Source organism: Paenibacillus sp. FSL L8-0644, assembly GCF_038008165.1.
GTDB lineage: Bacteria > Bacillota > Bacilli > Paenibacillales > Paenibacillaceae > Paenibacillus > Paenibacillus polymyxa_D.
Map to the genome: position 1 here is coordinate 3694725 of NZ_JBBOYN010000001.1, position 24825 is coordinate 3719549.

18 protein-coding genes and 1 pseudogene are annotated in these 24825 nt (G+C 46.9%); 4 read left to right on the forward strand and 15 right to left on the reverse strand.

The genetic code is table 11. The features are described 5' to 3' along the window. Window positions 1-36 precede the first annotated feature (36 nt). The 4 genes and pseudogenes from NSS94_RS16740 to NSS94_RS16755 all read right to left on the reverse strand — a co-directional run bounded on the left by NSS94_RS16740 (window position 37) and on the right by NSS94_RS16755 (window position 6531). On the reverse strand, window positions 37-1044 hold the full coding sequence (locus NSS94_RS16740; RefSeq protein ID WP_341039682.1) for a tripartite tricarboxylate transporter substrate binding protein: 1008 nt from the start codon (window positions 1042-1044) through the stop codon (window positions 37-39). A gap of 128 nt (window positions 1045-1172) precedes the next feature. Next, window positions 1173-3619, reverse strand: a pseudogene (locus tag NSS94_RS16745) (AraC family transcriptional regulator). A gap of 215 nt (window positions 3620-3834) precedes the next feature. Next, window positions 3835-5499 (reverse strand): methyl-accepting chemotaxis protein, encoded by a 1665-nt coding sequence (locus NSS94_RS16750; protein ID WP_029515425.1) that lies wholly within the window; start codon window positions 5497-5499, stop codon window positions 3835-3837. Between the two features lie 27 nt (window positions 5500-5526). Then, entirely contained in the window at window positions 5527-6531 is a 1005-nt protein-coding gene (locus tag NSS94_RS16755) for a BMP family lipoprotein (RefSeq protein WP_029515426.1), read from the reverse strand. A gap of 284 nt (window positions 6532-6815) precedes the next feature. Between NSS94_RS16755 and NSS94_RS16760 the strand changes: the two genes are divergently transcribed. Continuing rightward, a complete protein-coding gene (locus NSS94_RS16760; protein WP_341039684.1) occupies window positions 6816-9992 on the forward strand; it encodes a bifunctional cytochrome P450/NADPH--P450 reductase in 3177 nt (1058 codons plus the stop codon). Between the two features lie 95 nt (window positions 9993-10087). On the opposite strand, the gene NSS94_RS16765 is transcribed toward NSS94_RS16760, so the two are convergent. The 4 genes from NSS94_RS16765 to NSS94_RS16780 all read right to left on the reverse strand — a co-directional run bounded on the left by NSS94_RS16765 (window position 10088) and on the right by NSS94_RS16780 (window position 13505). Beyond that, complete coding sequence (locus tag NSS94_RS16765) at window positions 10088-10675, reverse strand: restriction endonuclease (RefSeq protein WP_341039685.1); 588 nt, start codon at window positions 10673-10675, stop codon at window positions 10088-10090. 175 nt (window positions 10676-10850) lie between these two features. Then, entirely contained in the window at window positions 10851-12260 is a 1410-nt protein-coding gene (gene aspA, locus NSS94_RS16770; protein WP_029515429.1) for an aspartate ammonia-lyase, read from the reverse strand. Window positions 12261-12445: 185 nt separating this feature from the next. Then, on the reverse strand, window positions 12446-12991 hold the full coding sequence (locus NSS94_RS16775) for a GNAT family N-acetyltransferase (RefSeq protein WP_341039686.1): 546 nt from the start codon (window positions 12989-12991) through the stop codon (window positions 12446-12448). A 112-nt stretch (window positions 12992-13103) separates the two neighbouring features. Further along, complete coding sequence (locus NSS94_RS16780) at window positions 13104-13505, reverse strand: VOC family protein (protein ID WP_341039687.1); 402 nt, start codon at window positions 13503-13505, stop codon at window positions 13104-13106. Window positions 13506-13901: 396 nt separating this feature from the next. Between NSS94_RS16780 and NSS94_RS16785 the strand changes: the two genes are divergently transcribed. Then, window positions 13902-15065 (forward strand): aminotransferase A, encoded by a 1164-nt coding sequence (locus tag NSS94_RS16785; RefSeq protein WP_341039688.1) that lies wholly within the window; start codon window positions 13902-13904, stop codon window positions 15063-15065. Window positions 15066-15577: 512 nt separating this feature from the next. Here the strand turns inward: NSS94_RS16785 and NSS94_RS16790 are convergent. The 7 genes from NSS94_RS16790 to NSS94_RS16820 all read right to left on the reverse strand — a co-directional run bounded on the left by NSS94_RS16790 (window position 15578) and on the right by NSS94_RS16820 (window position 22598). Next, the gene (locus tag NSS94_RS16790; RefSeq protein ID WP_341039689.1) at window positions 15578-16651 is read right to left on the reverse strand and encodes an ABC transporter substrate-binding protein; all 1074 of its coding nucleotides are present in this window, start codon (window positions 16649-16651) and stop codon (window positions 15578-15580) included. Beyond that, the gene (locus NSS94_RS16795; protein ID WP_341039690.1) at window positions 16648-17469 is read right to left on the reverse strand and encodes an ABC transporter permease; all 822 of its coding nucleotides are present in this window, start codon (window positions 17467-17469) and stop codon (window positions 16648-16650) included. The genes NSS94_RS16790 and NSS94_RS16795 overlap by 4 nt, the downstream gene beginning before the upstream one ends. Continuing rightward, window positions 17459-18271 carry an ABC transporter permease gene (locus NSS94_RS16800; RefSeq protein WP_023989586.1) on the reverse strand — a complete coding sequence of 271 codons (813 nt, stop codon included), beginning with the start codon at window positions 18269-18271 and terminating at the stop codon, window positions 17459-17461. Before NSS94_RS16800 ends, NSS94_RS16795 begins: the two co-directional genes overlap by 11 nt. Then, on the reverse strand, window positions 18261-19370 hold the full coding sequence (locus tag NSS94_RS16805) for an ABC transporter ATP-binding protein (protein ID WP_029515434.1): 1110 nt from the start codon (window positions 19368-19370) through the stop codon (window positions 18261-18263). The genes NSS94_RS16800 and NSS94_RS16805 overlap by 11 nt, the downstream gene beginning before the upstream one ends. Window positions 19371-19445: 75 nt before the next feature. After that, complete coding sequence (locus NSS94_RS16810) at window positions 19446-20582, reverse strand: N-acetyldiaminopimelate deacetylase (protein WP_209950162.1); 1137 nt, start codon at window positions 20580-20582, stop codon at window positions 19446-19448. A gap of 181 nt (window positions 20583-20763) precedes the next feature. Then, window positions 20764-21477, reverse strand: coding sequence for a 2,3,4,5-tetrahydropyridine-2,6-dicarboxylate N-acetyltransferase (gene dapD, locus NSS94_RS16815; RefSeq protein WP_029515436.1), 714 nt, complete (start codon window positions 21475-21477; stop codon window positions 20764-20766). A 212-nt stretch (window positions 21478-21689) separates the two neighbouring features. After that, window positions 21690-22598, reverse strand: coding sequence for a hypothetical protein (locus NSS94_RS16820; RefSeq protein WP_340932750.1), 909 nt, complete (start codon window positions 22596-22598; stop codon window positions 21690-21692). A gap of 239 nt (window positions 22599-22837) precedes the next feature. Between NSS94_RS16820 and NSS94_RS16825 the strand changes: the two genes are divergently transcribed. Together NSS94_RS16825 and NSS94_RS16830 are read left to right on the forward strand one after the other, a co-directional pair. Next, window positions 22838-23782, forward strand: coding sequence for a DMT family transporter (locus NSS94_RS16825; RefSeq protein ID WP_029515438.1), 945 nt, complete (start codon window positions 22838-22840; stop codon window positions 23780-23782). 75 nt (window positions 23783-23857) lie between these two features. Beyond that, window positions 23858-24721 (forward strand): sulfurtransferase, encoded by an 864-nt coding sequence (locus tag NSS94_RS16830; RefSeq protein WP_341039691.1) that lies wholly within the window; start codon window positions 23858-23860, stop codon window positions 24719-24721. Window positions 24722-24825 lie beyond the last annotated feature (104 nt).

Consider the following 24825-nt stretch of genomic DNA (forward strand, 5'->3'; position numbering starts at 1 on the left):
TCCTTTCGTTTTTGCCAATGCAAAAACAAGGCCGTGTCACTTGCGGCTCAAACCGAGCTCGGGAATCAGTCTCGCGAAGGTATCATGACTCTCCTTCAGTTGTCGCGCGAATGCGTCTGCATCCTGGACACGCAATCCCAACCCATGCTTACGCATTTCCTCCCTGAATTCCTCGTCTTTCGTTCCCTTGATCAGTGCATCCGTTAGCGTTTGAGCAACTGCATCCGGTGTATCCTTAGGCACAGCCAGCCCTCTCCAAGTGCCGATAAAATGTACACGCAGCCCAGTGGCTTGCTGTAGTGTCGGCACTTTTGGAAACGCTTCCGAAATAGTGTCTGACTGGATCGCCAGTATGCGAAGTTTCCCTTCGTCCACGTATTTCTTCACTTCTGCGGGACTGACGGGTACAGCATCCACAAATCCGCTCATTAAAGCGGAGACGGCTGGGCCTGCTCCCTCATAAGGGATATGGGTAAAGCGGACTCCACTTTTCTGTTCCAGCATTGCGGCAGCAAGGTGCCATATGCTCCCTGTGCCTGCATTCCCCATTTTGAGTTTGCCGGGATGGGCCTCAGCATCCTCCAGAAATGCCTCCGCTGTCTTCCATGGTGCATCCGCCCGGACCGTAATGGCAGAAGGGTCCATATTGGTTTGAAGCAGCGGCTTAAATCGCTCATAGGTGAGCGGTAGCAGTCCCAGATAAGGCAACGTAGTCAGCTCAGCGACCAGATACGTTACGGTATAACCGTCCGCCTGCGCCTCAGCCCCTTCCATCAGCCCGACAGAACCGCCTCCTCCCGTTCGATTAACGACGATGATCGGCTGATCGAGATGCTTTTCGGCGGCTTTCGCCAACGCTCTCGCGGTAATATCTGTACCGCCTCCGGCTGCATAGGGAACGACGAGGGTTATTGGCTTCGTAGGAAATATACGGCTGTGATCCTGCAGGGTGCGGTGATCCACATATTCACTGATACTCAAGGCAGAAAGCATAGCTACTCCCGCCGCAACCAGCACATATTTTTGCCATGGCTTTTTCTTCATTACGTTTCCTCTTCTCAAAAATGAACTGGGCCCGTCATGCGCCCGTTTTCACCTCCAACGTTTTCGGTCTTGTTGTTTGCGTTTACATGAAGTCAATGTACCGCAACGTGAAGGGCTACAGCTATCGCTTAATCTTCGTATTTATCTTCTATTTCGCCAAGTATCAACCTTTTGACCGATCTGCATATTCATTGGAAGATTTGCTGATTTGTCTGAATTTCCCTGGGGTCACTTGCTTATGCTTGCGGAATACCCGAATAAAGCTGTTCTCATTTCGGTATCCAACCTGCTCTGCAATTTCTCCGATTTTCAAATGGGTTTCACATAGTAATGTGCATGCCTTTTTTACGCGTAATCCAGTCAAATAATCGTAAACGGTGGTCCCTGTTTCTTCCTTGAACATACTGCTCACCGAGGACACGCTCATGTGAACATGATCCGCAATTTCCTGAAGCCCGATGTTCAAATGCAAATGATGTTCCATATATTCGATCATCTCTTGTACACGCACAAAATCTTTGGACTGAATACGTCCGTGCCATTTTTCTTCAATATCAGTCAACATAGTGACCAGCAATACCTCAATGTCTTGAAGGTCTAGCGTCAGAATCTGATTCCAGTGGTAATCAGCAAGCTGATCCGGCGGCGTCACACTCTGAGTGGCACACCATTTCAGCAAATCTTCCAGCAATTCATGAACAAACAAGTAGACCTGGGCTGGGGATGTTCTGTGGAGTCGAAGTTCTTCTACCCAGTGGCTGATTAGCTTTACACTTGCACCCGGTTCCTGCGACTCCAGGGCATGAATTATTTCCACACGCCGATCGTCCAACAATGTTGAATCCTGAATTTGCTCCTTTGACTGTTCATCCACTGTATTATCCTTTTTCACACTTATATGGCTGTCCATATTCGTATATGAACGTCCATACCCCTCATACAAACGCAAATTAAGGGCCTCTTTTCCTTTTATAAAAGATGCCCGTGCCTCTTGAATATCCGTGACCATATGACCAATCCCTATAGAAATGGTCAAAGGAAGATACTCACCGACAACCTGAATCAGTCTATCAACGCTTTTGTGAAGCAAAATACTCTCTTGGAGGGCAGTCTCCGAACCAACTTCAACTTCATTCGAACTCTCGCTGTACTGTAACAGCACAATAAAACCACTTTCCTCTTCCGGCGAGCATACTGCTTTCCAGTAAGGTTCGAGCATCTCTAGCAAAATATTGTTCAGCGCATACTTGAGCAGCATTTTATCCTCTTCTGGAAAGCTTGCAGCCCACGCAGAATATCGGTCGATGGACACGATTATGACAAACAAAGAATTACCGTCCCAATCGGAAAAATACTGTTCCCATTTCATACGCATTTCCTGTATGCCCATTCTACGCTGGATGACATCTTCCATATATTTGGAACGCAGCTCCGGCAGGCTTCGCTCTACCACCAATGATTTGCGATGAAACTCTCCAACCAGTTTGCTAATCACAGGTTCCAGGTCATACAATCCTCCTTGGCGCGTTCCCTTATTACCCGAATTCAATAGGCTATTAATTTTTTTCATGGGGCGAAAAGCTGCATAGTTGTAATAGTAAACTGCTGAGCACCCAGCCAGTATGGAGATAAAGGCCAGCCACAGCATCATATTGCGCGCCAGCTTTACATTTTTTAGCAGCTTGTCCATCGGAACGAGCGAGACTAGACGCCAGCCCGTTACATCAGAAAAGGTTTGGTTCGCCATATATTCCATATTCCCTATCTCCACATAAGCATAGGGGCTCACATCCAGCTCTTTCAAAACCCTGCCCATATCATTTAAGGGTAAGGACAATCTCAGCTTGGGATAGATCAACTCGCCCTCCAGATCATACACGTATTGCGAGTTGGATAAATGAATATATAGTTTGGAGAAAAAACGGTCGTAATCCAGATTGATTAGCACCGCACCCATGACCTGACCATTCTCTACTATGGGCCTGGCCAGCGAAAGCAGCTCTAACGTCCCCTGCTCACGATCGGTGCCGTACCATCTCCGCTTAATCAACAACGGTTTTTTTTGAATGTCCTGAATCCAGGGAACCCATGTGGTATCCGGTGCCTGCTTCCAATCAGGCATGTAACCATAATTGCTGGATACGAGAGCATGATTGTCCAAAGAAATCACTTCAACCGAATAAATTTCTTCGTGTGAAGAAAGGGTTTTCAAGTATTTCTGAAGCCGATCTATGACGGAGGCGTTATCTTCCAGCGATTTCCTATCCGTTTGGGCACGTACAAAAGCCTCTACATCCGGATGATATGCTGCATCCAGCGCCTTGTTATCAGACTCACGAAAAGCCCGATTGGTTACATCCAGATTGATTTGCAATAATTCTATATTGGGTGTGTTCAGCTCGGTATCCAAACCTTCACGGTATCCTGAATACGATAGCAAGCCGATCACGCTAATCACGAGCGACACACACAAAGTGAGCAGTAGAATCAGTCTTGTCTGTTTATTTTTCAGTATCAATTGAAGCTTAAGTCGCAACATTCCCGTAACTTCATCCTTCCGGACTTCGTTGTCCATCTTCCTCTTGCCCATATACGTGGTGACATATTCTCCCTAAATCTATTTGACGTAAGAGTTGGAATTCCCTGCCTATGTAAATCAAACTTAATAAAACTTCATATGAGTACATCATTAAAATAAAAAAAGAAGAAGTCTCCCTGTGTTAGGTAGAACTTCTTCTTTGGCTGCTTATATTCATTATTCAGCAAAAACAGATACTCGCTTCACAGGTTTTAGCTTGTCTTTTCCACCTGAAAACGATCCAGTTCCCGCTGCATTTCCTCGCGAATCTGACGAAGCTCTTTTACCTTCTCAGCCGATTCCTCAAATGAACGCTTCTGCTCTACCGTGGAAGCTGTAATCTCTTCGCTGCCTGCGGCGGATTGCTGAGTGATTGCGCTGATATTTTCGATAGCTTGCTGCACCTGTACGCTCAATTCTCGCGATACATTCATGTCCGTTGATAGCTTGCTGACTTGGCCGGCAATTTGCTGCACTTTGCCACTAATCTCTGTAAACGATTCTCCGGTCGAGGAGGTTGCCTTCTCCTGCTCACGGAACAGCTCCTGACTTTGCGCCACAGAAGTCTTCACTTTATCCATAGCCTGCGTAATACCGTCAACTGCGGTATAAATTTTCTTTACAGCAGACTCTGATTGATTCGCCAGCTTTTTCACTTCATTGGCAACCACAGCAAAACCTTTTCCTGCTTCACCCGCACGTGCAGCCTCAATAGAAGCATTCAAGGACAACAGCGATGTTTGGCTCGCAATTTCGGATACGTATCCAGTCATGGTTGTAATCTCGGCTGCATTAGCTTCCAGCTCCTTGACTGTCTGCTCCACTTCGGACATGGCTGAACGATTTTCTGCAACAATACGCAGTTGATCGCTCATGACCCGCGTACCCTGCTCAATGACACGCAAAGCATCCTCACTATACGCGGTCGATTGAGTGGTCTCCAGCAGATTCGATTCAAACTTTTGCTGCATCTCGTCCACAACACCAACTGTCGACGACAGATCCTCAGCAATTTTCTGACTGCCTATCGCCAGTTCCTCTGTTGACGTGCTGACTTGTGTCACAATTTCCTTCATGGCCTCATTATGGTGATCAATATCCCGAGCCATCAGATCGACACGATTACCCGCCTGATCAATGGAGAGTACAATGCTGCGCAAGTTCCCGATCATTACCCGGAAAGATTCATTGAGCTCGTCCAGCTCATCGCGTCCCTTCGTTTGTGCGAGCTGAACGGTCAGATTCCCCTCGGCAATTTGCTTTGCGGCATCCGTTAACTTACGTGTTCTAAGGGCAAGCTGCCTGGAGGTGTATGTATTATATAGCCCAACTGCCACCAGAAGTAAAACTGCACCTGCTAAGGCCAATTGCCAAGTAAAACGAATGCTCTTGGTCAAATCTTCTGTGTATTGGTCATAACGTGCCTTGGTCAGCAGATCCAGCATAAAAACATCGTTCTGAATCCCCTGGGCGCGCATGGCCTCCCGCTTGGACTCCGGACTGTTTTGGGTACTCATTGCTTTCTCCGTTGCTACTTTCAATTGGCTGAATTTTGTTTTAATCGTATTCAGTCGTTTTTGCTGTTCTTCGGTCTGCATCATGCCCTGTGAAAGCAAAGCAATCGTCTTTTCAGACTGAGTCAGTTGATTTTGCACATCAGCTTTGTTGCTCTCTGTCATGGAAGCAGAATAATTTTGCAACGCCTGTCCCGACTGAATCAAATAGGCATTGAGCTGCTGTACATTCAACATAGCCGGAACCAAATTACTACTTTGCGAGTTAATACGAATTAATTCAAAAATGATATATGCCACTAAAGCCAGACAAGCGATCAAGGAAATCATCGCATTCAGCACCAGTTTACCTTGCAGTTTCATCAGCTTTCATCCTCCGTTTGCGAAAATTTATTGGGTGGGAACAGTAAGTGTGCCGGATTTGATTTTTTCCTTTAAATCATCCAACAACTTTTGCTGATCCGGACTCAGTGTCACGACACGAATAGGCGCTAAACCTACGCCATCTTCTGCAAGACCAAACACCATATCCTTCTCCGTAAATTTTCTTTGATGATCTGCAAAGCCTTTGACTGCTGTATAAATTGCAATGTCTACATTTTTAAACATCGAGGTCACTACCGCCTTTTCCGCAATAAAAAACTGGTCGCTATCGACCCCGATGGCTAATTTTTGCTGTTTTTGCGCTTCCTGTAGCGCACCTACGCCCGTGAGACCTGCGGCTGCAAAGATAACATCAATCTGATCCTGATTAATCATGTCATCTGCAATTTTCGTACCCAGTTCCGGCTTTCCAAAATCTCCTGCATACGTTGCAGTAACTTTGGCATTAGGCTTGACTGATTGCACCCCTGCGCGGTACCCAATTTCAAATTTTTTCAACAGAGGAGATTCCGCACCTCCAAGAAAACCCACCTGTTCGGTGCGACTCGTCAAACCGGCAACGACCCCAGCCATAAAACTGCCCTCTTCTGCTTTGAAGCTAATAGAGGCCACATTCGGTAAATCTGATTTCTCATCCACGATTAAAAATTTACGGTCTGGGTATTTTTTGGCAATGGATTCCATACTGTCCTTCACCATATAACCCAACCCAATGATTAAATCCGCTTTTTCTTGAGCAAGCTGCTCAAAAGCCGCATCATACGTCTTGGTCTCCGTTATTTCCCGGTACTCAAAAACAATCTTCCCCTCATCCCTTGCCTTGACCAAACCCCGAAATGCCGCGTCGCTGTAAGATTGGTCACCCAGACCAATATCTGACAATACGATTCCCACCTTAATGGGTTCGGCCTTGGTTTGTACGTCTGATTGCCCACATGCACTTACCAATAATGCAAAGATCGTGACAATGGGAATCCACCTAAAAGTTAATAATAGAGCTCGTTTCTTCATGACATATCACCTCAACATAAAATGCAAATCCCCAACATCTTTATATCGGTTATAAAAGCATATTTTTTCATAAGAGTTTCTGTAAATTCATTGTTAATAGAAGTGTGATAAGTGTGATGTCTTTGTTTATTATGTAGAAAATGTATATTTTGCTTTGTTTTTATTATACGAACTGTCCAAATTCATTTATTTTCGTTTATACCGGAAGAATAAAGTGTAATTTGGAAAACATAGGTACTTTGAAACCATCACCCTATTTCAATCTGAAAGGAGCAACATTTAAAATGACTTCGACCCATTTAATTCCACAACCCAAAACATATGGTCCCTTAGGAAATCTGCCCTTGATTGATACACATGCCCCTGTCCAGTCTCTGGTTAAGCTTGCTAATGAGTACGGTCCCATCTTTCGCATGGATCTGCCTGAAGGAACGAACATTTATATTTCCGATCATAAGCTGGTGGCAGATGCTTGTGATGAATCCCGTTTCGATAAGCAGGTGTGGGCTCCCTTACAAAAAGTACGAGCTTTTGCTGGAGACGGACTATTCACAAGCTGGACTGAGGAACCGAACTGGCGCAAGGCCCACCAAATATTGCTACCAAGCTTTAGCCAGCGGGCTATGAAGGGTTACCACAATATGATGCTTGATCTTGCGGTTCAGCTGGTGCAGAAATGGTCTCGGCTCAATCCAGATGAAAGTGTAGAGGTACCGGAAGATATGACCCGGCTGACTTTGGATACCATCGGATTATGCGGCTTTAATTATCGTTTTAACAGCTTTTACCGCGACCAGCCCCATCCGTTCGTGACCAGTATGACACGCGCACTGGATGAAGCAATGGGTCAGTTGCAACGCCTCAATTTGCAAAACAAGCTGATGTTATCGAAGAAAAAACAGTTTAAACACGACATCGAAACGATGTTCTCTCTGGTGGACAGCATTATTCAAGAACGCAAAACCCTGGGCAACCAAGGTGAAGAGGATTTACTGGCGCGTATGCTGGAAGGCAAGGACCCGGAAACAGGTGAAACGCTGGATGATGAAAATATCCGTTATCAGATCATCACCTTCCTCATCGCCGGTCATGAAACGACCAGTGGGCTTTTATCCTTTGCCATTTACTATTTGCTTAAAAATCCACGAATGCTAACTAAAGCCTATGAAGAAGTGGATCGCGTGCTCACCGATTCGCTGCCTTCCTATACTCAGGTGCGTGAGCTCAAGTACATAAGGATGATACTGAATGAAGCTCTGCGGCTATGGCCGACAGCGCCCGCCTTCTCGCTCTTCGCCAAAGAAGATACACTGCTCGACGGAACCTATCCGCTTAAAAAGGGCGACAGTGTAAATGTACTCATCCCGAAACTGCACCGTGATACCGAGGCTTGGGGTGAAGATGTTGAGGAATTTAGACCAGAACGCTTTGGGGACCCATCCGCCATTCCACAAGATGCCTATAAACCGTTTGGCAACGGTCAACGGGCCTGTATTGGACAACAGTTTGCCTTACAGGAGGCCACCCTTGTGCTGGGTATGGTACTGAAACATTTTGAGCTGATTGATCATACTCATTATGAGTTGAAAGTCAAAGAGACGCTCACACTCAAGCCTGAGGGCTTCACCATTCAAGTACGACCGCGTAGCACACAGACTGCCGTCATACTGCCGGGTGCCGCTCAAGAACTTCATGAACAGGAGGAACAAAAAGTTGCAGCTCCTCATGCCGAAAAACATGATACTTCTTTGCTGTCTTTGTACGGCTCGAATCTGGGTACAGCTGAGGGACTTGCGGGTGAACTAGCCGATTTAGGTCGGAATTGGGGTTTTAACAGTAGCATAGCAACTCTGAATGAACATGTGGACCATTTGCCTAAAGAAGGCGTGGTACTTATTACGACTGCATCTTATAACGGACATCCGCCTGATAATGCTGATGCCTTTGTAGAATGGTTGAAGCAGGTAGACGAGGTCCAACTGGCAGGCATAAGGTACGCTGTCTTTGGTTGCGGTGACCGGAATTGGGCCAGCACGTATCAGCGCATTCCAAGGATGATTGATGAGCTAATGGCTGCCAAAGGGGCAAAGCGACTGTATGATCGGGGCGAGGGCGACGCCAGTGGTGACTTCGAGAAGGATTGGGAAGTCTGGAATCGCGGCCTATGGCCGGAATTGCTGAATGCTTTCGGCATAGAGCACAGTGATACAGAACCACAGGACACCAGCAGTCTGAGCATAGAGTTTGTAAGCGACGTACTTAGCGCTCCTCTGGCGGCCAACTATGAGGCAACTACTGCCGTTGTTACCGCGAATCGTGAATTGCACGCTGCTGAAAGTGAACGCAGTACACGGCATCTGGAGATCCAATTACCAACCGGATTGTCCTATCGCGAGGGTGATCATCTGGGTGTTTTGCCGCGTAATCCTGCTTCGTTGGCGAATAGAGTAATGCAACGCTTTAAGTTACAGGATCAAGACTACATCGTATTGAGAGGCAGTGACCGGGATGCGGCGCATCTCCCCTTAGATCGGCCTGTCAGCGTAGGAGATTTGCTCACTCTCAGTGTGGAACTGCAAGAACCGGCAACGAGAGCCCAGCTACGGCAACTAGCATCCTTTACAGTGTGTCCACCGCACAAGAAAGAAATCGAAGCTTTGCTAGAGGATGCTACCTTTGATCAAGAGATACGACAGAAGCACGTCACGATGCTGGATATTCTGGAGAAGTATCCAGCCTGCGAGCTGCCATTTGAAAACTTTATCTCGCTGTTACCTCCACTCAAGCCTAGGTACTACTCCATCTCAAGCTCTCCGCTTGAATCGGAGAATTCAGCGAGTATAACCGTGGGCGTCGTGCGTGGACCAGCCCGTAGCGGACAGGGCGAATACCTGGGAATTGCCTCCAACTATTTGGCGCAGCTCCAACCAGATGATCCAATTGTCATTTTTGTGCGTAAGCCTCAGTCGGGCTTCCGTTTGCCGGAAGATCCGACGGTGCCTGTCATCATGGTCGGTCCAGGTACTGGAGTGGCACCATTCCGCGGATTCCTCCAAACCCGCCATGTACTTAAAGAAAGAGGGGAACAGCTCGGCCAGGCTCATCTATACTATGGCTGCCGTAATCCTAAGCTTGACTATCTGTACAAGCAAGAGCTGCAAGCCTGGGAGCAGGAAGGAATCGTTACGCTTCATACAGCCTTTTCACGTCTGCCCGATCAACCCAAAAGATACGTGCAGCATGTCATGAAAGAAGATGCGGACACTCTGATTCACTTGCTTGATGAAGGAGCGCATCTATATGTATGCGGTGATGGTAGCCGGATGGCTCCCGATGTAGAAAACACCCTTTGTGCTGCTTACGCGGAAGCACACCATACCAGTAAAGAAGAAGCACAGCAATGGTTGGATCGTCTCCAACAGGAAAAACGCTATGCCAAGGATGTCTGGACAGGCATCTAATGATAACAGTATAAGAACAAGCACCATGTTAAAAAATAAAAGGGACTGATTACTGGCCTTCAAACTCGTCGCCAGTAGTTCAGTCCCTTTTATGATTATCTTTCACTCCATTTGGAAGCAATCACATCTACTCTACTTTCTAATAGGTCCATAACCTCCTCGCGGTGCCTAGCCTTGAATAAATCTATGATGTCGATCAAGTCGTTACGATCTAATAATTTAACCCCGTTGACAGCAGCAAGTGTTTTACAAGATTCCGTATAACGGCCGGAGGTGATAACGATAGACTTGTCGGCCGCATAATAACGCATAGAGGTGTAAATTTCCTGTACTGCTCCCAAGCCCACCGGATGTTGTACGCCATAACGTTTGGCCTGTATGACAACTCTGACGCCTTCACGGTCTGTAAAAACCAGATCCGCTCCAAAATCCCGGCTACTGGTTGTTTTATAGATGTCCTTATAGCCAAGCGCGGATAATAACCGTTGCAAATAAAGCTCAAATTCCGAGCCATCCTCCATACGATCTATATCCTGAATTCCAATTTTGCGTGGGTCCAGATCACGTAAAATCCGATTTCTGCGACCACGTATCAGTCCTCTGATGATGAGCGCAAACAACACCAAAAGTACAATGAGTCCTATTCCTAATTCCTTGTATGCCAATAATTTTTCTAGCAACACCCAACTCTCCCTTTTCTACCGTAAGCGTAGCCGTATCATCCTTAACAGGGAACTCCCCTATGCACGCTGGCTCCCGTATTACATCTCTCTTATCACCATAACAATAGCCCCGCCAGATTCGACGGGGCTATCTTCGTCTTGCCTCAAAGCTATCTAAATTCCATACTCCGTATCATTATTCGCGATTCAGTAAAGATTCTCCGGCAATACCAGGCTGAGTCATTTGGTACGGGTCCAATATAATGTCCAACTCTTCCTCGGTCAGTACATTATACAGCAGGCACAGCTCGCGCACCGATTTCCCCGTCGTAATTGCTTCGCGGGCAATGCGTGATACTACCTCATATCCAAGGTGGGGATTGAGTGCTGTAATAATACCTACACTGTTCTCCACATATTCACGGCACCGCTCCACATTTGCTTCAATTCCTTCTACACAATGTATACGGAAAACGTGGAAGCCCTGCTTCATAATTTCCAGCGATTGCAGCAGATTGTAGACAAGCACAGGCTCCATCACGTTCAGCTCCAGCTGACCCGCCTCTGAAGCCAGGCAGATCGTATGATCATTACCAATGACCTGAAATGCAATTTGGTTAATGACCTCACACATCACCGGATTTACCTTGCCTGGCATAATGGATGACCCTGGCTGACGAGCAGGCAGACTCAGTTCTCCCAGACCTGCACGAGGTCCGGAAGCCATTAAGCGGATGTCATTTGCCACCTTAGACATATTCATCATACAAATTTTCAAGGCGGCAGACACTTCGGTATAAGCATCCGTATTTTGTGTGGCATCTACAAGATTTTCGTCAGCTTCCACAGGGAAGCCACTGACGTCTGCCAGTACCTCTGCAACACGCTGAATATAACGACGGTCTGCATTCAGGCCAGTACCCACCGCAGTTGCACCCATATTAATCGTTAGCAGGTGCTGCTTGGTCGCACGCACGCGTCCGATATCACGACCCAGCACACGCGCATAAGCCTGAAACTCCTGTCCTAATCGGATTGGCACTGCATCCTGCAAGTGGGTTCTACCCATCTTAATCACACTATCAAACTCATTGGCCTTGCGGGAAAATGCCTCCTGAAGCTCACTCATGGTATCCAACAGTTTATCAATCATGCTTAATACAGCCAAGTGTACGGCTGTAGGAAAAGCATCGTTCGTCGATTGCGCCATATTAACATGATTATTAGGACTGATCTCCTGATAATCTCCGCGTTGCTTGCCAATCAGCTCCAACGCGCGGTTCGCAATCACTTCATTTGTATTCATATTAATGGACGTGCCTGCGCCGCCCTGAATGGGATCGACGATGAAATGATCATGCAACTGTCCTTGTATAATCTCATCAGCAGCCTGAATAATGGCCTCTGCTTTGGGGCGGTGTAAACGGGTTAGTTCCATATTTACCGTCGCTGCTCCCTTTTTCACGATCGCCATGGCTTTAATCAACTCAGGGTGCAGTCGTTGGCCTGTAATTGGAAAATTTTCTTTTGCCCTCAGCGTTTGTACACCGTAATAGGCATCTAATGGTACTTCCTTGGTACCTAAAAAATCATGCTCCAACCTCATATTCTCTGATTCCTCCGCTGTGTTTGCTACGTTCTTCAATTCAGTACAGCCAAATTGACATAAAAAGACCTCTTCTGATCCCCTCTTCATTATACGTTCCGATTCCCGTGCTTTACCAGTCGAATAAACGCGGAAAAAGGTTATGTAATCCTATGACAAGTTATGATTACCCGTATATACCAGGGTTATTCGGCAAATGCTCCGCTATGACTGGAATACGGATTTAATGGCTTATAATAATATCGAGTGGCATGCAGTTGACCATCGGCTGATTGAGCGTAATCCGGAATAACACCAGCTTCCACGAACCCGATCGACTCGTATAGTCCATTGGAGGGATCACCCACCCGCGTATCTAGCACCAGTAACGTTCTATCCTGACTTAGTGCCTCTTCTTCCGCTGCCTTCATTAACTGACGTGCGATCCCAAGCCTGCGCCCGGACGGATGTACCATAAGCTTTGCAATTTCCGCACGATGAATAGCGTTAGCTTTTTGAGCCAAATGAAGCTGGACCGTCCCTACAGGTACTTCGTCCTTCTCGGCAATCCACAGAACTACGCCATCCTCAAGTACATTATTCCAATAAGCTGCTGCTTCCTGATAACCTAATGGAGGTAAGAAACCTATAGATGCACCGTCTGCAACCACGTCGATTAACAGTCGACTCAGTGAATCTGTCAGGGCTTCGTTCAGAGCTTGAACAGGGTAAACTCTCACTTCGTTAGACATTGTGATTCCTCCCGGTGAGTTCGATAACATACAATAAAGAAAGTAAACTATCTTTTTAGGATAGCTTACTTTCCATGGTACTTTGTTTACTACTTAATCACCCTTACTTCTATTACTGCTCTGCCATATAAAAGAACTCCCACAAATGACCATCCAAATCCTGAAAGCTCCATCCATACATAAAACCATGATCTTGAGGTTCATTCGAGGGCTGGCCGCCTGCTTCCAAAGCCTTGCGAACGATCTCGTTCACCTTTTCTCGGCTCTCCACCGATAGAGCAACAATCGCTTCTGTGCTTTTCGTGGCATCTGAAATTTCCTTTGTAGTGAACGCTCTAAAACGTTCTTCAACCAATAGCATGACAAAAATATGCTCACTAACAACCATGCAGGTTGCATGTTCATCAGTGAACTGAGCGTTAAATTCAAATCCAATTGTAGTGAAAAAATCAATGGAGTGCTGTAGGTTTTTAACTGGTAAATTCACAAAAATTTGTTTAGCTGTTACTCCCACGATGCTTCACCTCTTCATTCTACTTTATCATACGACTTCTCCACAAAAGATAACTTAACTACCTCACAAAGTCAATCAATCTGACATTTGCAATTAAACTAACAACTCTTACCTTGTCCCTTAGCTTGCTTTACACCAAGAATAGGCTTGTACAACAAAATGGCTTCAGATGTTTTTTCATCCTGATCCACTTGATCATCCACTCTTGGATTTAGAAGCTGTTCCCTTCCCCAATTTAGCCATGATTACGCTTACATACATATCCTATATTTAAGATACCACAAATTAGCCAATTTAGTACTTAAATTATGTAAAAATGAATTCTTCTTGCCGTAGCGTAATCAGATCATATTATTGTAAACTTGTTCTAATACAGAAAAAGGTGGCACACACGCTATGGAGCATTTGCTTAACGATCAGGTCAAAAATATTCAAATCAGCGGCATACGCAAAATCGCAAATAAAGTTGCCGCATTACCCGGAACGCTCTCCTTAACGATAGGACAGCCGGATTTCCCTACCCCTGCGCATATTATGGAAGCTGCCCATCGGGCGATTGATGAAGGCCGGACCACTTATACACCTAATCCGGGACTGCTGGAATTACGAGAAGCCGCAGCAGCGTTTGTAGCCCGTAAATACGGCCTCAATTACCGTGGACAGGATGAGGTTATCGTAACGAACGGAGCCAGTGAAGCGCTGGATATTACCTTACGCACGATTTTGTCACCCGGTGATGAAGTCATTCTACCCGTGCCAATCTACCCAGGGTACGAGCCATTGATCCGTTTGTCAGGCGGCATTCCTGTGTTTGCCGATACCCGCAGTAGCGGATTCAAGCTCACAGCCGAGGTGCTGGAGCCTTATCTGACCGAACGGACAAAAGCAGTCATTCTCGGATATCCTTCGAATCCAACCGGACGAGTGATGAGCCGCGAAGAACTGGAAGCGGTCGCCGATTTACTGAAGGAGCGCGATCTGTTTATCATTTCGGACGAAATATACAGCGAACTGATTTACGATACACCCCACGTGTCCATTGCAGCTCTACCAGGTATGCGTGAGCGCACCATCGTCATTAACGGTCTGTCCAAATCACATTCCATGACGGGATGGCGTATTGGTTTTACACTTGCACCCGCTGAAATTACACAGCACATGGTCAAAGTCCATCAGTACAACGTGACCTGCGCTAGCTCAATTAGCCAATATGCAGCACTGGAAGCACTGACCGTCGGGGTGGATGATGCACTTCCGATGCGCGAGGAGTACCGCCGACGTCGCGACTATGTACACGGAAGACTGACTGATATGGGAATTCCACTGGAGAAGCCTGAGGGAGCCTTTTATCTTTTTCCTTCCATCGCCCATTTTGGATTAAGCTCGATGGATTTTACCTTGAAGCTACTGGAAGAGCATGGAGTGGCTGTCGTACCTGGAGATGCCTTTTCCTCCTATGGCGAAGGATACATTCGCTTGTCCTATGCTTACGGACAGGATGTGCTGGAGCAAGGATTGGATAAAATAGAGAAGTTTGTTAGAGGAATGGTGAGGGGTTAAGGTGGTTAGAGGCGCTACGCAGTCCATTTGATCTTCCGATCGCTGTTGCTGGGGGATTCTTGAATTGGATAAAACATTTATAGGTAAGAATCCCGCCACAAAAGCGAACGCTGCCGCTTCTCCAGATTCAAATGACCCGCTTCGCTCACTGCCCACCTTAAAGTCCCAAAATTCTCTAACGTGTGTGTGGAGCAGCAGGATAAAAGAATACTCACCGCTTTACACGGTGAGTAAACAGAATAGGCCTCTGAGGCACCCCTACGGGTGGCTCAGAGGCCTATTCTTCCACTACTCCCACGCGCTATCGGCGTAGGGATTCATGGGTGACTAGCTTTAAGCACGGTGCAGCGGAGGGGGCGGAATGGTACTGGACAAGCGAAGCGGTCGCCTTTAAATTCCGATTTCCACCTTTATGCGGTAATCATAAAAATCGGAATTTAACAGCGATGGTAAGCACCATCCGCCTCCGCAGCGACATCTAAAGCGCAAACCTGAATCCTCACGCCACTCCCCTACTTTAAATGCATTTTGAATTGAAGGAACAATTCATTGTAATGAGCGAGCATGCGTTTGCCCAAATTGTTGTATACTTCCAGCTTATCTGTAATGTCGGACGGAGGGTAAAAACGCTCGTCGCCAGAGATATCTTTAGGCAGCAATTTCTTTGCATCCTTGTTTGGCGTGGAGTATCCTACAAATTCGGCATTTTGAGCGGCTACATCGGGCTGCATCATGAAATTGATGAACTTATGGGCCGCATCCACATGGGTAGCGGTTTTTGGAATAACTATATTATCAAACCACAGGTTGGAACCTTCATCCGGCACGATGTAATCGAGCTTATCGTTCTCATCCATGATTTCAGACGCATCACCGGACCATACAACCCCGGCAGCAGCTTCCTCGTTTGCCAGCAGCATTTTAATCTCGTCACCAACAACCGCTTTGACATTGGGCGCTAATTTCTCCAACTTCGTCAAAGCCTGCTGCAAATGTGCCTCATTCGTATCATTCAAGGAGTAGTGGAGACTGTTCAGCGACATGCCCATAATCTCCCTAGCTCCATCAACCAGCAACAGGTTATTACGTAACTTCGGGTCCCACAGGCCATCCCAGCTATGAAAATCAATGCCTTTCGTCAGCTCCGGGTTAAACACAATCCCGACTGTACCCCAAAAATACGGAACCGAATATTGGTTATTCGGATCAAACGAAAGGTTTAGATAATGTGAATCTACATGCTTCAAATTCGGCAGCTTGCTATGGTCCAACGGGACCAACAAGTGCTCCTGCTTCATTTTAGCCAAAGCATATTCCGAGGGAACCGCTACATCAAACGAAGTTCCTCCCTGCTCGATTTTCGTCAGCATCGCCTCATTGGAATCAAAGGTCTGATAAATGACAGTAATCCCCGTCTCCTTCTGAAACCGTTCCAACAACTCAGGGTCAATGTAGTCTCCCCAGTTGTACACCGTCAGTGTGTTGCCACCGGAGTAGCCTTGACTGGAATTCAGCCATGCCGCCACTCCCATCAGCCCAAACGAGATGATGAAAATCGACAGAAACACGCGCACAAGTGACTTCATCTAGGCACCCCCATTTCTGCCGCAGGCTCCTTTTTATCATTACGATTCGCTTTGCGCATAATAAAGTAGTAACCCACCACCAGCAGTACAGTAAACAGGAATATGAGCGTAGATAGCGCATTGATGGACAAGGAAACCCCTTGACGGGCACGTGAGTATATTTCCACCGATAAAGTCGAATAGCCACTGCCTGTCACAAAAAAGGTCACCGCAAAATCATCCAGCGAGTACGTTAACGCCATAAAAAAGCCCGCATAAATCCCTGGCTTGATAAAGGGCAAAATCACCTTGGTCAGTACATCCAGCCGGCTGGCACCCAAATCACGCGCAGCATCCACCAGGGATGGACTCATTTCCTGAAGGCGCGGCAAAATCATAATGACCGCAATCGGCACACTAAACGCAATATGGGACAATAAAACGGAGTAGAAACCCAGCTTAATCCCGACCATCGTGAACAAAATGAGGAAGGAAGCACCAATAATGACGTCCGGGTTCACGATCAATACATTATTGAGCGACAGCAGCGTATTTTTGACTCGACGGTTCTGCATCTGATGGATAGCCAGCGCACCCATAATGCCAATAATCGTAGCCAACGCAGATGACAGCAAAGCAATCACCAAGGTGTTAATGACAATAATGATCAAGCGAGTGTCTGCAAACACCTCTTTGTAATACTGGAGTGTAAAACCCTCAAACTCATGCATCGTCCCGCCACTATTGAAGGAATAGTACATCAAATACAAAATAGGCGCGTACAAAACGAGAAAAATAATCACCAAATAAATATTTCCGAATCGGTTTTTATTTACCATGCCGCACCCTCCGTTTCGTTCCCGAGGTGAGCAGCATAATGATCCCCATCGCCAAAATCAGGAACACGGCAACCGTAGAGCCCATACCCCAATCCTGAGTAACCAGAAAATGCTGCTCTATCGCCGTCCCCAGTGTAATCACACGGTTACCTGCAATCAGGCGGGTAATCATAAACAGCGACAACGCTGGAATAAACACAGCCATGCAACCAGATCGCACACCCGCAAGCGTTAACGGAAAAATAACCCTGCGAAACGCAGTCCACTTGGAGGCTCCCAAATCACGGGCTGCGTCCAGCAATGAAGGGTTTAACCCTTCCAACGCGTTATAGATGGGCAAAATCATAAAAGGCACAAAAATATAAACCGACACAAACACAAAGCTGGAGCTGGTAAATAATAATTGCTGACCTCCCAACCCAACCATACCTAACACCGCATTCACCGGACCATAGGTTCCGAAAATCCCAATAAAAGCATACGTTTTGAGTAACAGGTTAATCCATGTCGGCAAAATAATGAGCAACAGCCACAGTTGCTTATGCTTGGTGCGTGTGAGTAAATAGGCTGCCGGGTAAGCAACTAACAGTGAAAATACAGTGATCAGAAATGCATACCAAAACGAGCTAAGCGTCATGCTCAAATAAACAGGTGTCAGAAACTGAGCATAGTTGTTGAATGTGAGATGACCATCCACATCAAATAGTGAATAGTAAAACACAAGTACAACCGGAGCCGCCACAAACAGCACAATCCATAAATAATAAGGCAGCAGATACGCTGCTCTTGTATTACCGGACATGCTGATCCACCTCTTCATAGGCTTCCAGACGCCGATCAAATTCTTCCTCTGTTTCCCCGAACCGCATCACATGGATCGCTTCCGGGTCAAATCGCAGACCGATTTCACTGCCCAGCTCCGCCTTTTTGGTAGAATGCACGAGCCATTCCTGTCCCGAATCATCATAGCAGCTTATTTCATAGTGAACACCACGGAACAATTGGGTATCCACTTTTACACGCAGCTTGCCTTCAACAACACTCGTAATCTCCAGATCCTCCGGTCGGATCACGATTTCAATGGGCTCGTTCGGACGTAAGCCTCCGTCGACACATTCAAACTGTCGGCCGTTAAATTCCACTTGGTAATCCGCAATCATCCGTCCTGGGACAATATTGGATTCGCCGATGAAATCAGCAACAAACCGATTGATCGGCTCATCATAAATATCATTAGGCGTACCACTCTGCTCAATCTTACCTTTGTTCATGACAAAAATTTCGTCCGACATGGCCAGTGCTTCCTCCTGATCATGCGTAACGAAAATAAAGGTAATTCCAAGGCGCTGCTGCATTTCGCGCAAAATGTACTGCATTTCAGTACGCAGCTTTAAATCCAATGCAGACAACGGTTCATCCAACAAGAGAACGTCAGGCTCATTAACGATAGCCCGTGCGATGGCAACACGCTGACGCTGTCCTCCGGACATCTCAGAAATTTCCCGCTCGCCGTAGCCTTCCAGATTGACAAAGGACAACGCCTGTGTCACCTTCTCTTGGATGTCCTTTTTATTCATCTTTTTGATTCGCAGACCAAAGGCTACATTTTCAAACACATTCAGATGCGGAAATAGCGCATAATCTTGAAAAACCGTATTGACCTGCCGCTCATTGGCTGGAACACGATTAATGAGTTTTCCATTTAAATAAATAGAGCCTTCTGTCGGCTCCGCAAAACCTGCAATCATACGCAGAATCGTCGTTTTACCACAGCCGGAAGGCCCCAGCAGTGTATAAAATTTACCACGCTCAATTTCAAAGCTGACGTCCGCCAGCACTGGGGGATCGTTGTCATATTGCTTGGTCACCCGTTCAAATCGGATGATGGTTTGCTCTCCCATAACACCCTCCTTCAAAAATTCGACTTCATTCCATTTCATTCTTCTCATTAAACATAATTATTCAGGGCGCATCATTTAGCCTTGAGACTTCCATGTAAAGTAGTCTGTCAGCACACGAATGGCTACACCAATCGCTTCTTCCGCAGGCTCCAGCTTCGCATGATGCAAACCATAAGGCGTATCAACGCCAAGCCAGAACATCAGACCGGGAATTCGCTCCAGAAAATACCCGAAGTCTTCTCCGGTCATCGCTTCTCCGCATTCAATAAGCTGCACATCCTGCCGGTTACTGACCCAGTTCATAAATTCCTCGGTCACCTGAGCTTCATTGTACACTTGCAAATAATTGGAGCCATAATGAATCTCGGCATGGCATTCAAACCCAGCTTCCACACCGCGCACCAGCGCTTCGATCCGCGATTTAACCAGCGCCATCGTATCGGCAGACAACGTTCGGATCGTACCCTCCAACCGGGCGGTTTCTGCGATAATATTTTGCTTCGTGCCTCCGCTAACCTTACCCACAGTAATGACTGCTGCATCGAGTGGATTCACATTACGGGCTACAACCGTTTGTAATTGTCCCACCAGTTGGCAAGCAGCCACTACCATATCATTCGCCTTGTGTGGATACGCAGCATGCCCGCCCGTACCCTTCAGGTCGATGAAAAGCTCCGACGTATTGGCAAATAGGATGCCCGGGCGAGTCGCAATTGTACCGACAGGATATTCAGGTGCAACATGCAGCGCGACAATTTCATCGGGTATCCAGTCTGCCAGCTCTGTGCTGTCCCGCATAGGCAAGGCTCCGCCCGGCCCTTCCTCAGCCGGTTGAAACAATACAACCAGATCATCCTTAATCGGATGGCTTGCAAAGTGAGTAACAATTCCCAATCCAATCGTCATATGTAAATCGTGTCCACAAGCATGCATATAGCCGGGATGGGTCGAACGGAAATCGTAACCTGTCTCTTCTTCAATCGGTAAACCATCCATATCACAACGATATCCATAGCGGCGTTCAGGAGCTGATCCATGAATGAACACTAACACGCCCGTACGCCATGTACGAATGTCCAACCGCTCCTGAGGGAGCGTTTCCAAATAATCCAGCAAATATTGTTGTGTTTTGTACTCCTCAAAACCCGGTTCGGGAATTTGGTGTAAATCTCTTCGTATTTGGACAAAAGAACGATAGTCGACCGTACTCATTGCTGCCACGCCTCCTCTTTATAGCTCATCAGCTCTTATCGGGCAAAAGAACAAAAGGACAAAAGCCCGGCGCAGCCGCCGAGCCTTGTCCGTTGTGCTTCGTCCCTAAGTTATGCTGTCAGTGCATCATGCTTCTGACAAGGAATCGTTCACCTTTGGTACATAAAAAACTTCTGCATTCTTACAGAACGCGCAGTTCTTTCAAAATCTCAGTTTTAGATTTGGTCTTATCGTCGACCTGTTTGATCACACGTGCAGGTGTACCCGCCACTACGGAGTATTCAGGCACATCTTCAGTTACAACCGCTCCGGCTGCAACAACTGCACCTTTACCAATGCGTACGCCTTCCAGTACAACCGAGTTCGCACCGATCAATACTTCGTCTTCTACGATAACAGGCTGTGCGGACGGTGGCTCAATGACACCCGCCAGGACAACGCCTGCACCGATGTGGCACATGTTGCCTACTTTAACACGACCGCCCAGCACAGCATTCATATCAATCATCGTGCCTTCACCAATGGTGACACCGATGTTAATCACTGCACCCATCATGATGACTGCGTTGTTACCGATGCCAACCATATCACGGATATATGCGCCTGGCTCAATGCGTGCATTAATGCCTTTCAGATCCAACATTGGAACAGCGGAGTTACGGCGATCATTTTCCACCACATAATCTTCTTCTTTAGCGTTTGCGCTATCCAGTACCGGCTTGATATCAGCCCAATCACCAAATACAACACCACTGTCTCCAGAAATAAAAGCTTGAACATTCTCGCCAAATGATGCGGAAGCCAAAGCTCCTTTTACATATACTTTAACAGGCGTCTTTTTCTTGCTGTTTTTAATCACGTTGATGACTTCTTGTGTATTCATTTCGATGGACATAGTAAATCTAACAACTCCTTCATCGCTTCATACGACTTCGCAAGCCGGAATGATCTTATTCTCTCATCCTTTATAGCACAAAAGTGCAGGTCTCGCAATTATAGATTAGACCCTTATAGCTCTAACCTAACCCTTAAAATAACCATTTTCAGCGGCATGACTGCCTTAAATTCATGATTGTAAGCCGCCGATCATCCCGCATCAAAGTAGGGTTATTTATTAGCTTGCAGGCTCTCCAGCGATGTATAAATGTAGGATTGGAATCCTTCAGCAGGTTCACCTTGTGGAATGTTCACTTTCACGATGAAACCGCCTGTTTTATTTTCTACAACTATATATTGCTGTGTCATCTTCGAACTGCTCGCTTGTAAGAACAGACGGCTACTGGATAACGCTTCAGGTATGGCTGCTTTGTCCAGCTTTTGCACCTTACCGATGGAAGCTAGATCCTTTTCGCCTTCTTTTTGAAGTTCGTCCAGATTAAAATCGGAGGGTAGCTTCGTAATTTCAGCATAATAGTTATCATCTACAGCCAAGGCAACACGGTTTTGATCAGGAAACAGGGACATCGGATCAAACACATACAGCGAATATCCCTCTCCTTTTGCTAATGTCGCAGTCTGCTTTTCCTTTTTTCCCTCAAGGGTGAGATCAAAAGTTTGAGTCTTTGTGCGTTCTCCGCCTACTGCTTGACCAGCACTTCCGTTTTGATTGCCATCTGTTGCAGCCTCTGTTTTTTGTATTTTCGTTAAAGTCAGTTGCTTCGCCGTCGCTTCGCCCTCTACTGCTTTTTCGGTGTATTCAAACGCTACTGTATCGCCTTCCTTAAGTCCAGCTATTACCGTGTCCAGTCCGTCCCCCAATTGGAAGGATTGGGCTTCGCCATTGGTTTCAATCTCTACCGTATGCGGGTCAGCAGCTCCATTGTATACACCTGTGCCTTTTTTAACCTCCGACTCAGCGATTGTCTCCGGTTTAACTTGCGGCTGCTGTTGCGTTTGCGGTTGGTCTGACCCTTGAGGTGCGGTGTTATTGGTTTGCGGTTTCGTTCCACAGGCTGACAGAGCCAGCACTGCCACTACAGTCAGTAGTATGATTGAAATTGTGTTTTGTTTTTTCATAAAATCCACCTCCACTATGATAGACGAGCTTGTGCAGCAAAAGTTCTACGCAGCATCTCACTTAAAATCCAAAATCCTACCTCCTGCTCCCGTTTATTATATTCTCAGGATTTTGCAAAATCCTAATACCACGGGAATGTTAGGTACGGTATAATGGGCTGTATTAACCTAATCTTCGAGATACCGCTTGGAAGGAACATAGACGTATTTATTTTCCCCCATACGGATGGAGCTGCCACGTGAATCAAGCACACAAACCGTCGTTTTCCTTTGAATTATTGTACATCATAGGTATTATCGCTATTTCGTTCTCCTCGATCTTCGTAAGATGGTCTGAAGCCGAGGTGTCCGTCATCGCTATGTACCGTTTGTACCTAACCAATCTGATCATGCTGCCTTTGGTCTGGAAGTACCGCACTGAGCTGTTTAGCCTGACCCGCAAGCAGTGGATGCTGATCCTCTGGTCCGGTATTGCGCTGGGGCTGCATTTCTTGCTCTGGATGGGCTCACTGCGACTGACCACCGTTGCAAGCTCTACCGTTATTATGACATTGGAGCCGATCCTTGTCATGCTCGGTTCATTTTTGTTTTTCCGGACGGGCACGAATCGCGCTATGCTCATCGGGATGGGTATGGCTTTTATCGGCTCGCTGGCCATCGGAGCTGGAGACTTCCATGTCTCAGGACAAGCCCTGCTCGGGGACGCACTGTCCTTCTTGGGTATGGTAGCCGTGTCCATCCATATGCTGATGGGCAAGCATCTGCGCGAGCATTTGAGCGCGTTTGTGTATAATTTTTGGGTTTTTGCCATCGCAGCCACATCACTTGCGCTGTATAATGTGGTCAATGCCATTCCTTTTACCGGATACGCTCCACGGGAATGGGGACTGTTCCTGCTGTTAGCCATTGTACCTACGCTGTTCGGACATTACCTATTTAACTGGCTGCTCAAATACATTAACGCAACTGCGGTGTCGATGGCGGTACTCGGCGAGCCCGTTATTTCTTCCTTGCTAGCTTGGGTGCTGCTCGGGGAAAGGTTGTCTACTTTACAATTTGGTGCAGGCTTTTTCATCCTGTTCGGGGTATGGATTTTTATCCGATACGGAACGGATTTTAAAAAGAAAGTTGTCCATCAAAGTGAGTTGCCCGACACTGAGCACCCCCTGAAGACCAGCTCTTAACTTATTTACCCCATTTTCATAAACCATACTCAATGAATTAAATTCACTTCTAAAAAAAGGAAGGCGGAATTCTCTATGAAATCCATCGTATCCAAACGCTGGCTGCTGGCCCGATTGTATGAGCCGGACATGATCATTGCCGACTGCCGTTCCCTGCTCGGACAAGCCGGGGCTGGACGGACTCAATTTAATGAAGACCATATTCCTGGGGCGGTTCACTTCGATTTGGAAGAAGACCTTACCGCTCCTCTTGGCGAGCATGGTGGTCGCCATCCATTACCTGATGTGGATACACTTGCCGCACGTCTGAGTCGTGCCGGGATCAACTCCGCTTCACGCATCGTCGCTTATGATGACCAAGGCGGTATGATGGCTTCCCGCTTCTGGTGGCTCCTGCGCTATCTCGGACATGAGCAGGTATATGTGCTGGAAGAAGGCTACAGCGCTTGGAAGGAAGCGAAGTTCCCCGTTACGGCAGACCAGCCGATTCGCATTCCCTCGACCTTTGTGGCAAATATTCAGCCACAAATGCTCACAAGTATGAAAGAAGTACGACGTATATCCGAAGATTCTGTTCCTGTTGGCTCCTATATCGGTTTTTCACCTATATTGATCGATTCCAGAGAGCGGCCGCGCTACCTGGGACTGGAAGAGCCTATAGATCAAGCAGCGGGGCATATCCCCGGTGCAGTGAATTTCTTCTGGAAAGAGGTCTTAGACGAAAAGGGTACATTTAAAAGCGCAGAGCAGTTGAAACAGCATTTCTCAGACCTTGATCAGAACGCTGAGATCATCGTATATTGCGGATCAGGCGTATCCGCCTGTCCGAATGTACTGGCCCTGAATGAAGCTGGATTTAATAAGGTGCGTTTATATCCGGGAAGCTGGAGCGACTGGATCAGTTACGAGGAGAATCCGGTGGCGACCGGGGAGGAATAAAAAGTTTTCAGCGGATATACAGACTCTAAAGACAAATACACTGTCCTAAGCGACTAGGCTTAGGCAGTGTGTTTGCTTTTGGTCAAAAGTACACAAAAAGTCAA

Coding starts and splice junctions, on each gene's coding strand:
- NSS94_RS16805 (WP_029515434.1), bottom strand. CDS start 19,370: ATGGGAGAGCAAACCATCATCCGATTTGAACGGGTGACCAAGCAATAT.
- dapD (WP_029515436.1), bottom strand. CDS start 21,477: ATGTCCATCGAAATGAATACACAAGAAGTCATCAACGTGATTAAAAAC.
- NSS94_RS16755 (WP_029515426.1), bottom strand. CDS start 6,531: ATGAAGAAACGAGCTCTATTATTAACTTTTAGGTGGATTCCCATTGTC.
- NSS94_RS16820 (WP_340932750.1), bottom strand. CDS start 22,598: ATGAAAAAACAAAACACAATTTCAATCATACTACTGACTGTAGTGGCA.
- NSS94_RS16740 (WP_341039682.1), bottom strand. CDS start 1,044: ATGAAGAAAAAGCCATGGCAAAAATATGTGCTGGTTGCGGCGGGAGTA.
- NSS94_RS16795 (WP_341039690.1), bottom strand. CDS start 17,469: ATGGTAAATAAAAACCGATTCGGAAATATTTATTTGGTGATTATTTTT.
- NSS94_RS16785 (WP_341039688.1), top strand. CDS start 13,902: ATGGAGCATTTGCTTAACGATCAGGTCAAAAATATTCAAATCAGCGGC.
- NSS94_RS16830 (WP_341039691.1), top strand. CDS start 23,858: ATGAAATCCATCGTATCCAAACGCTGGCTGCTGGCCCGATTGTATGAG.
- NSS94_RS16810 (WP_209950162.1), bottom strand. CDS start 20,582: ATGAGTACGGTCGACTATCGTTCTTTTGTCCAAATACGAAGAGATTTA.
- aspA (WP_029515429.1), bottom strand. CDS start 12,260: ATGAGGTTGGAGCATGATTTTTTAGGTACCAAGGAAGTACCATTAGAT.
- NSS94_RS16760 (WP_341039684.1), top strand. CDS start 6,816: ATGACTTCGACCCATTTAATTCCACAACCCAAAACATATGGTCCCTTA.
- NSS94_RS16750 (WP_029515425.1), bottom strand. CDS start 5,499: ATGAAACTGCAAGGTAAACTGGTGCTGAATGCGATGATTTCCTTGATC.
- NSS94_RS16800 (WP_023989586.1), bottom strand. CDS start 18,271: ATGTCCGGTAATACAAGAGCAGCGTATCTGCTGCCTTATTATTTATGG.
- NSS94_RS16790 (WP_341039689.1), bottom strand. CDS start 16,651: ATGAAGTCACTTGTGCGCGTGTTTCTGTCGATTTTCATCATCTCGTTT.
- NSS94_RS16775 (WP_341039686.1), bottom strand. CDS start 12,991: ATGTCTAACGAAGTGAGAGTTTACCCTGTTCAAGCTCTGAACGAAGCC.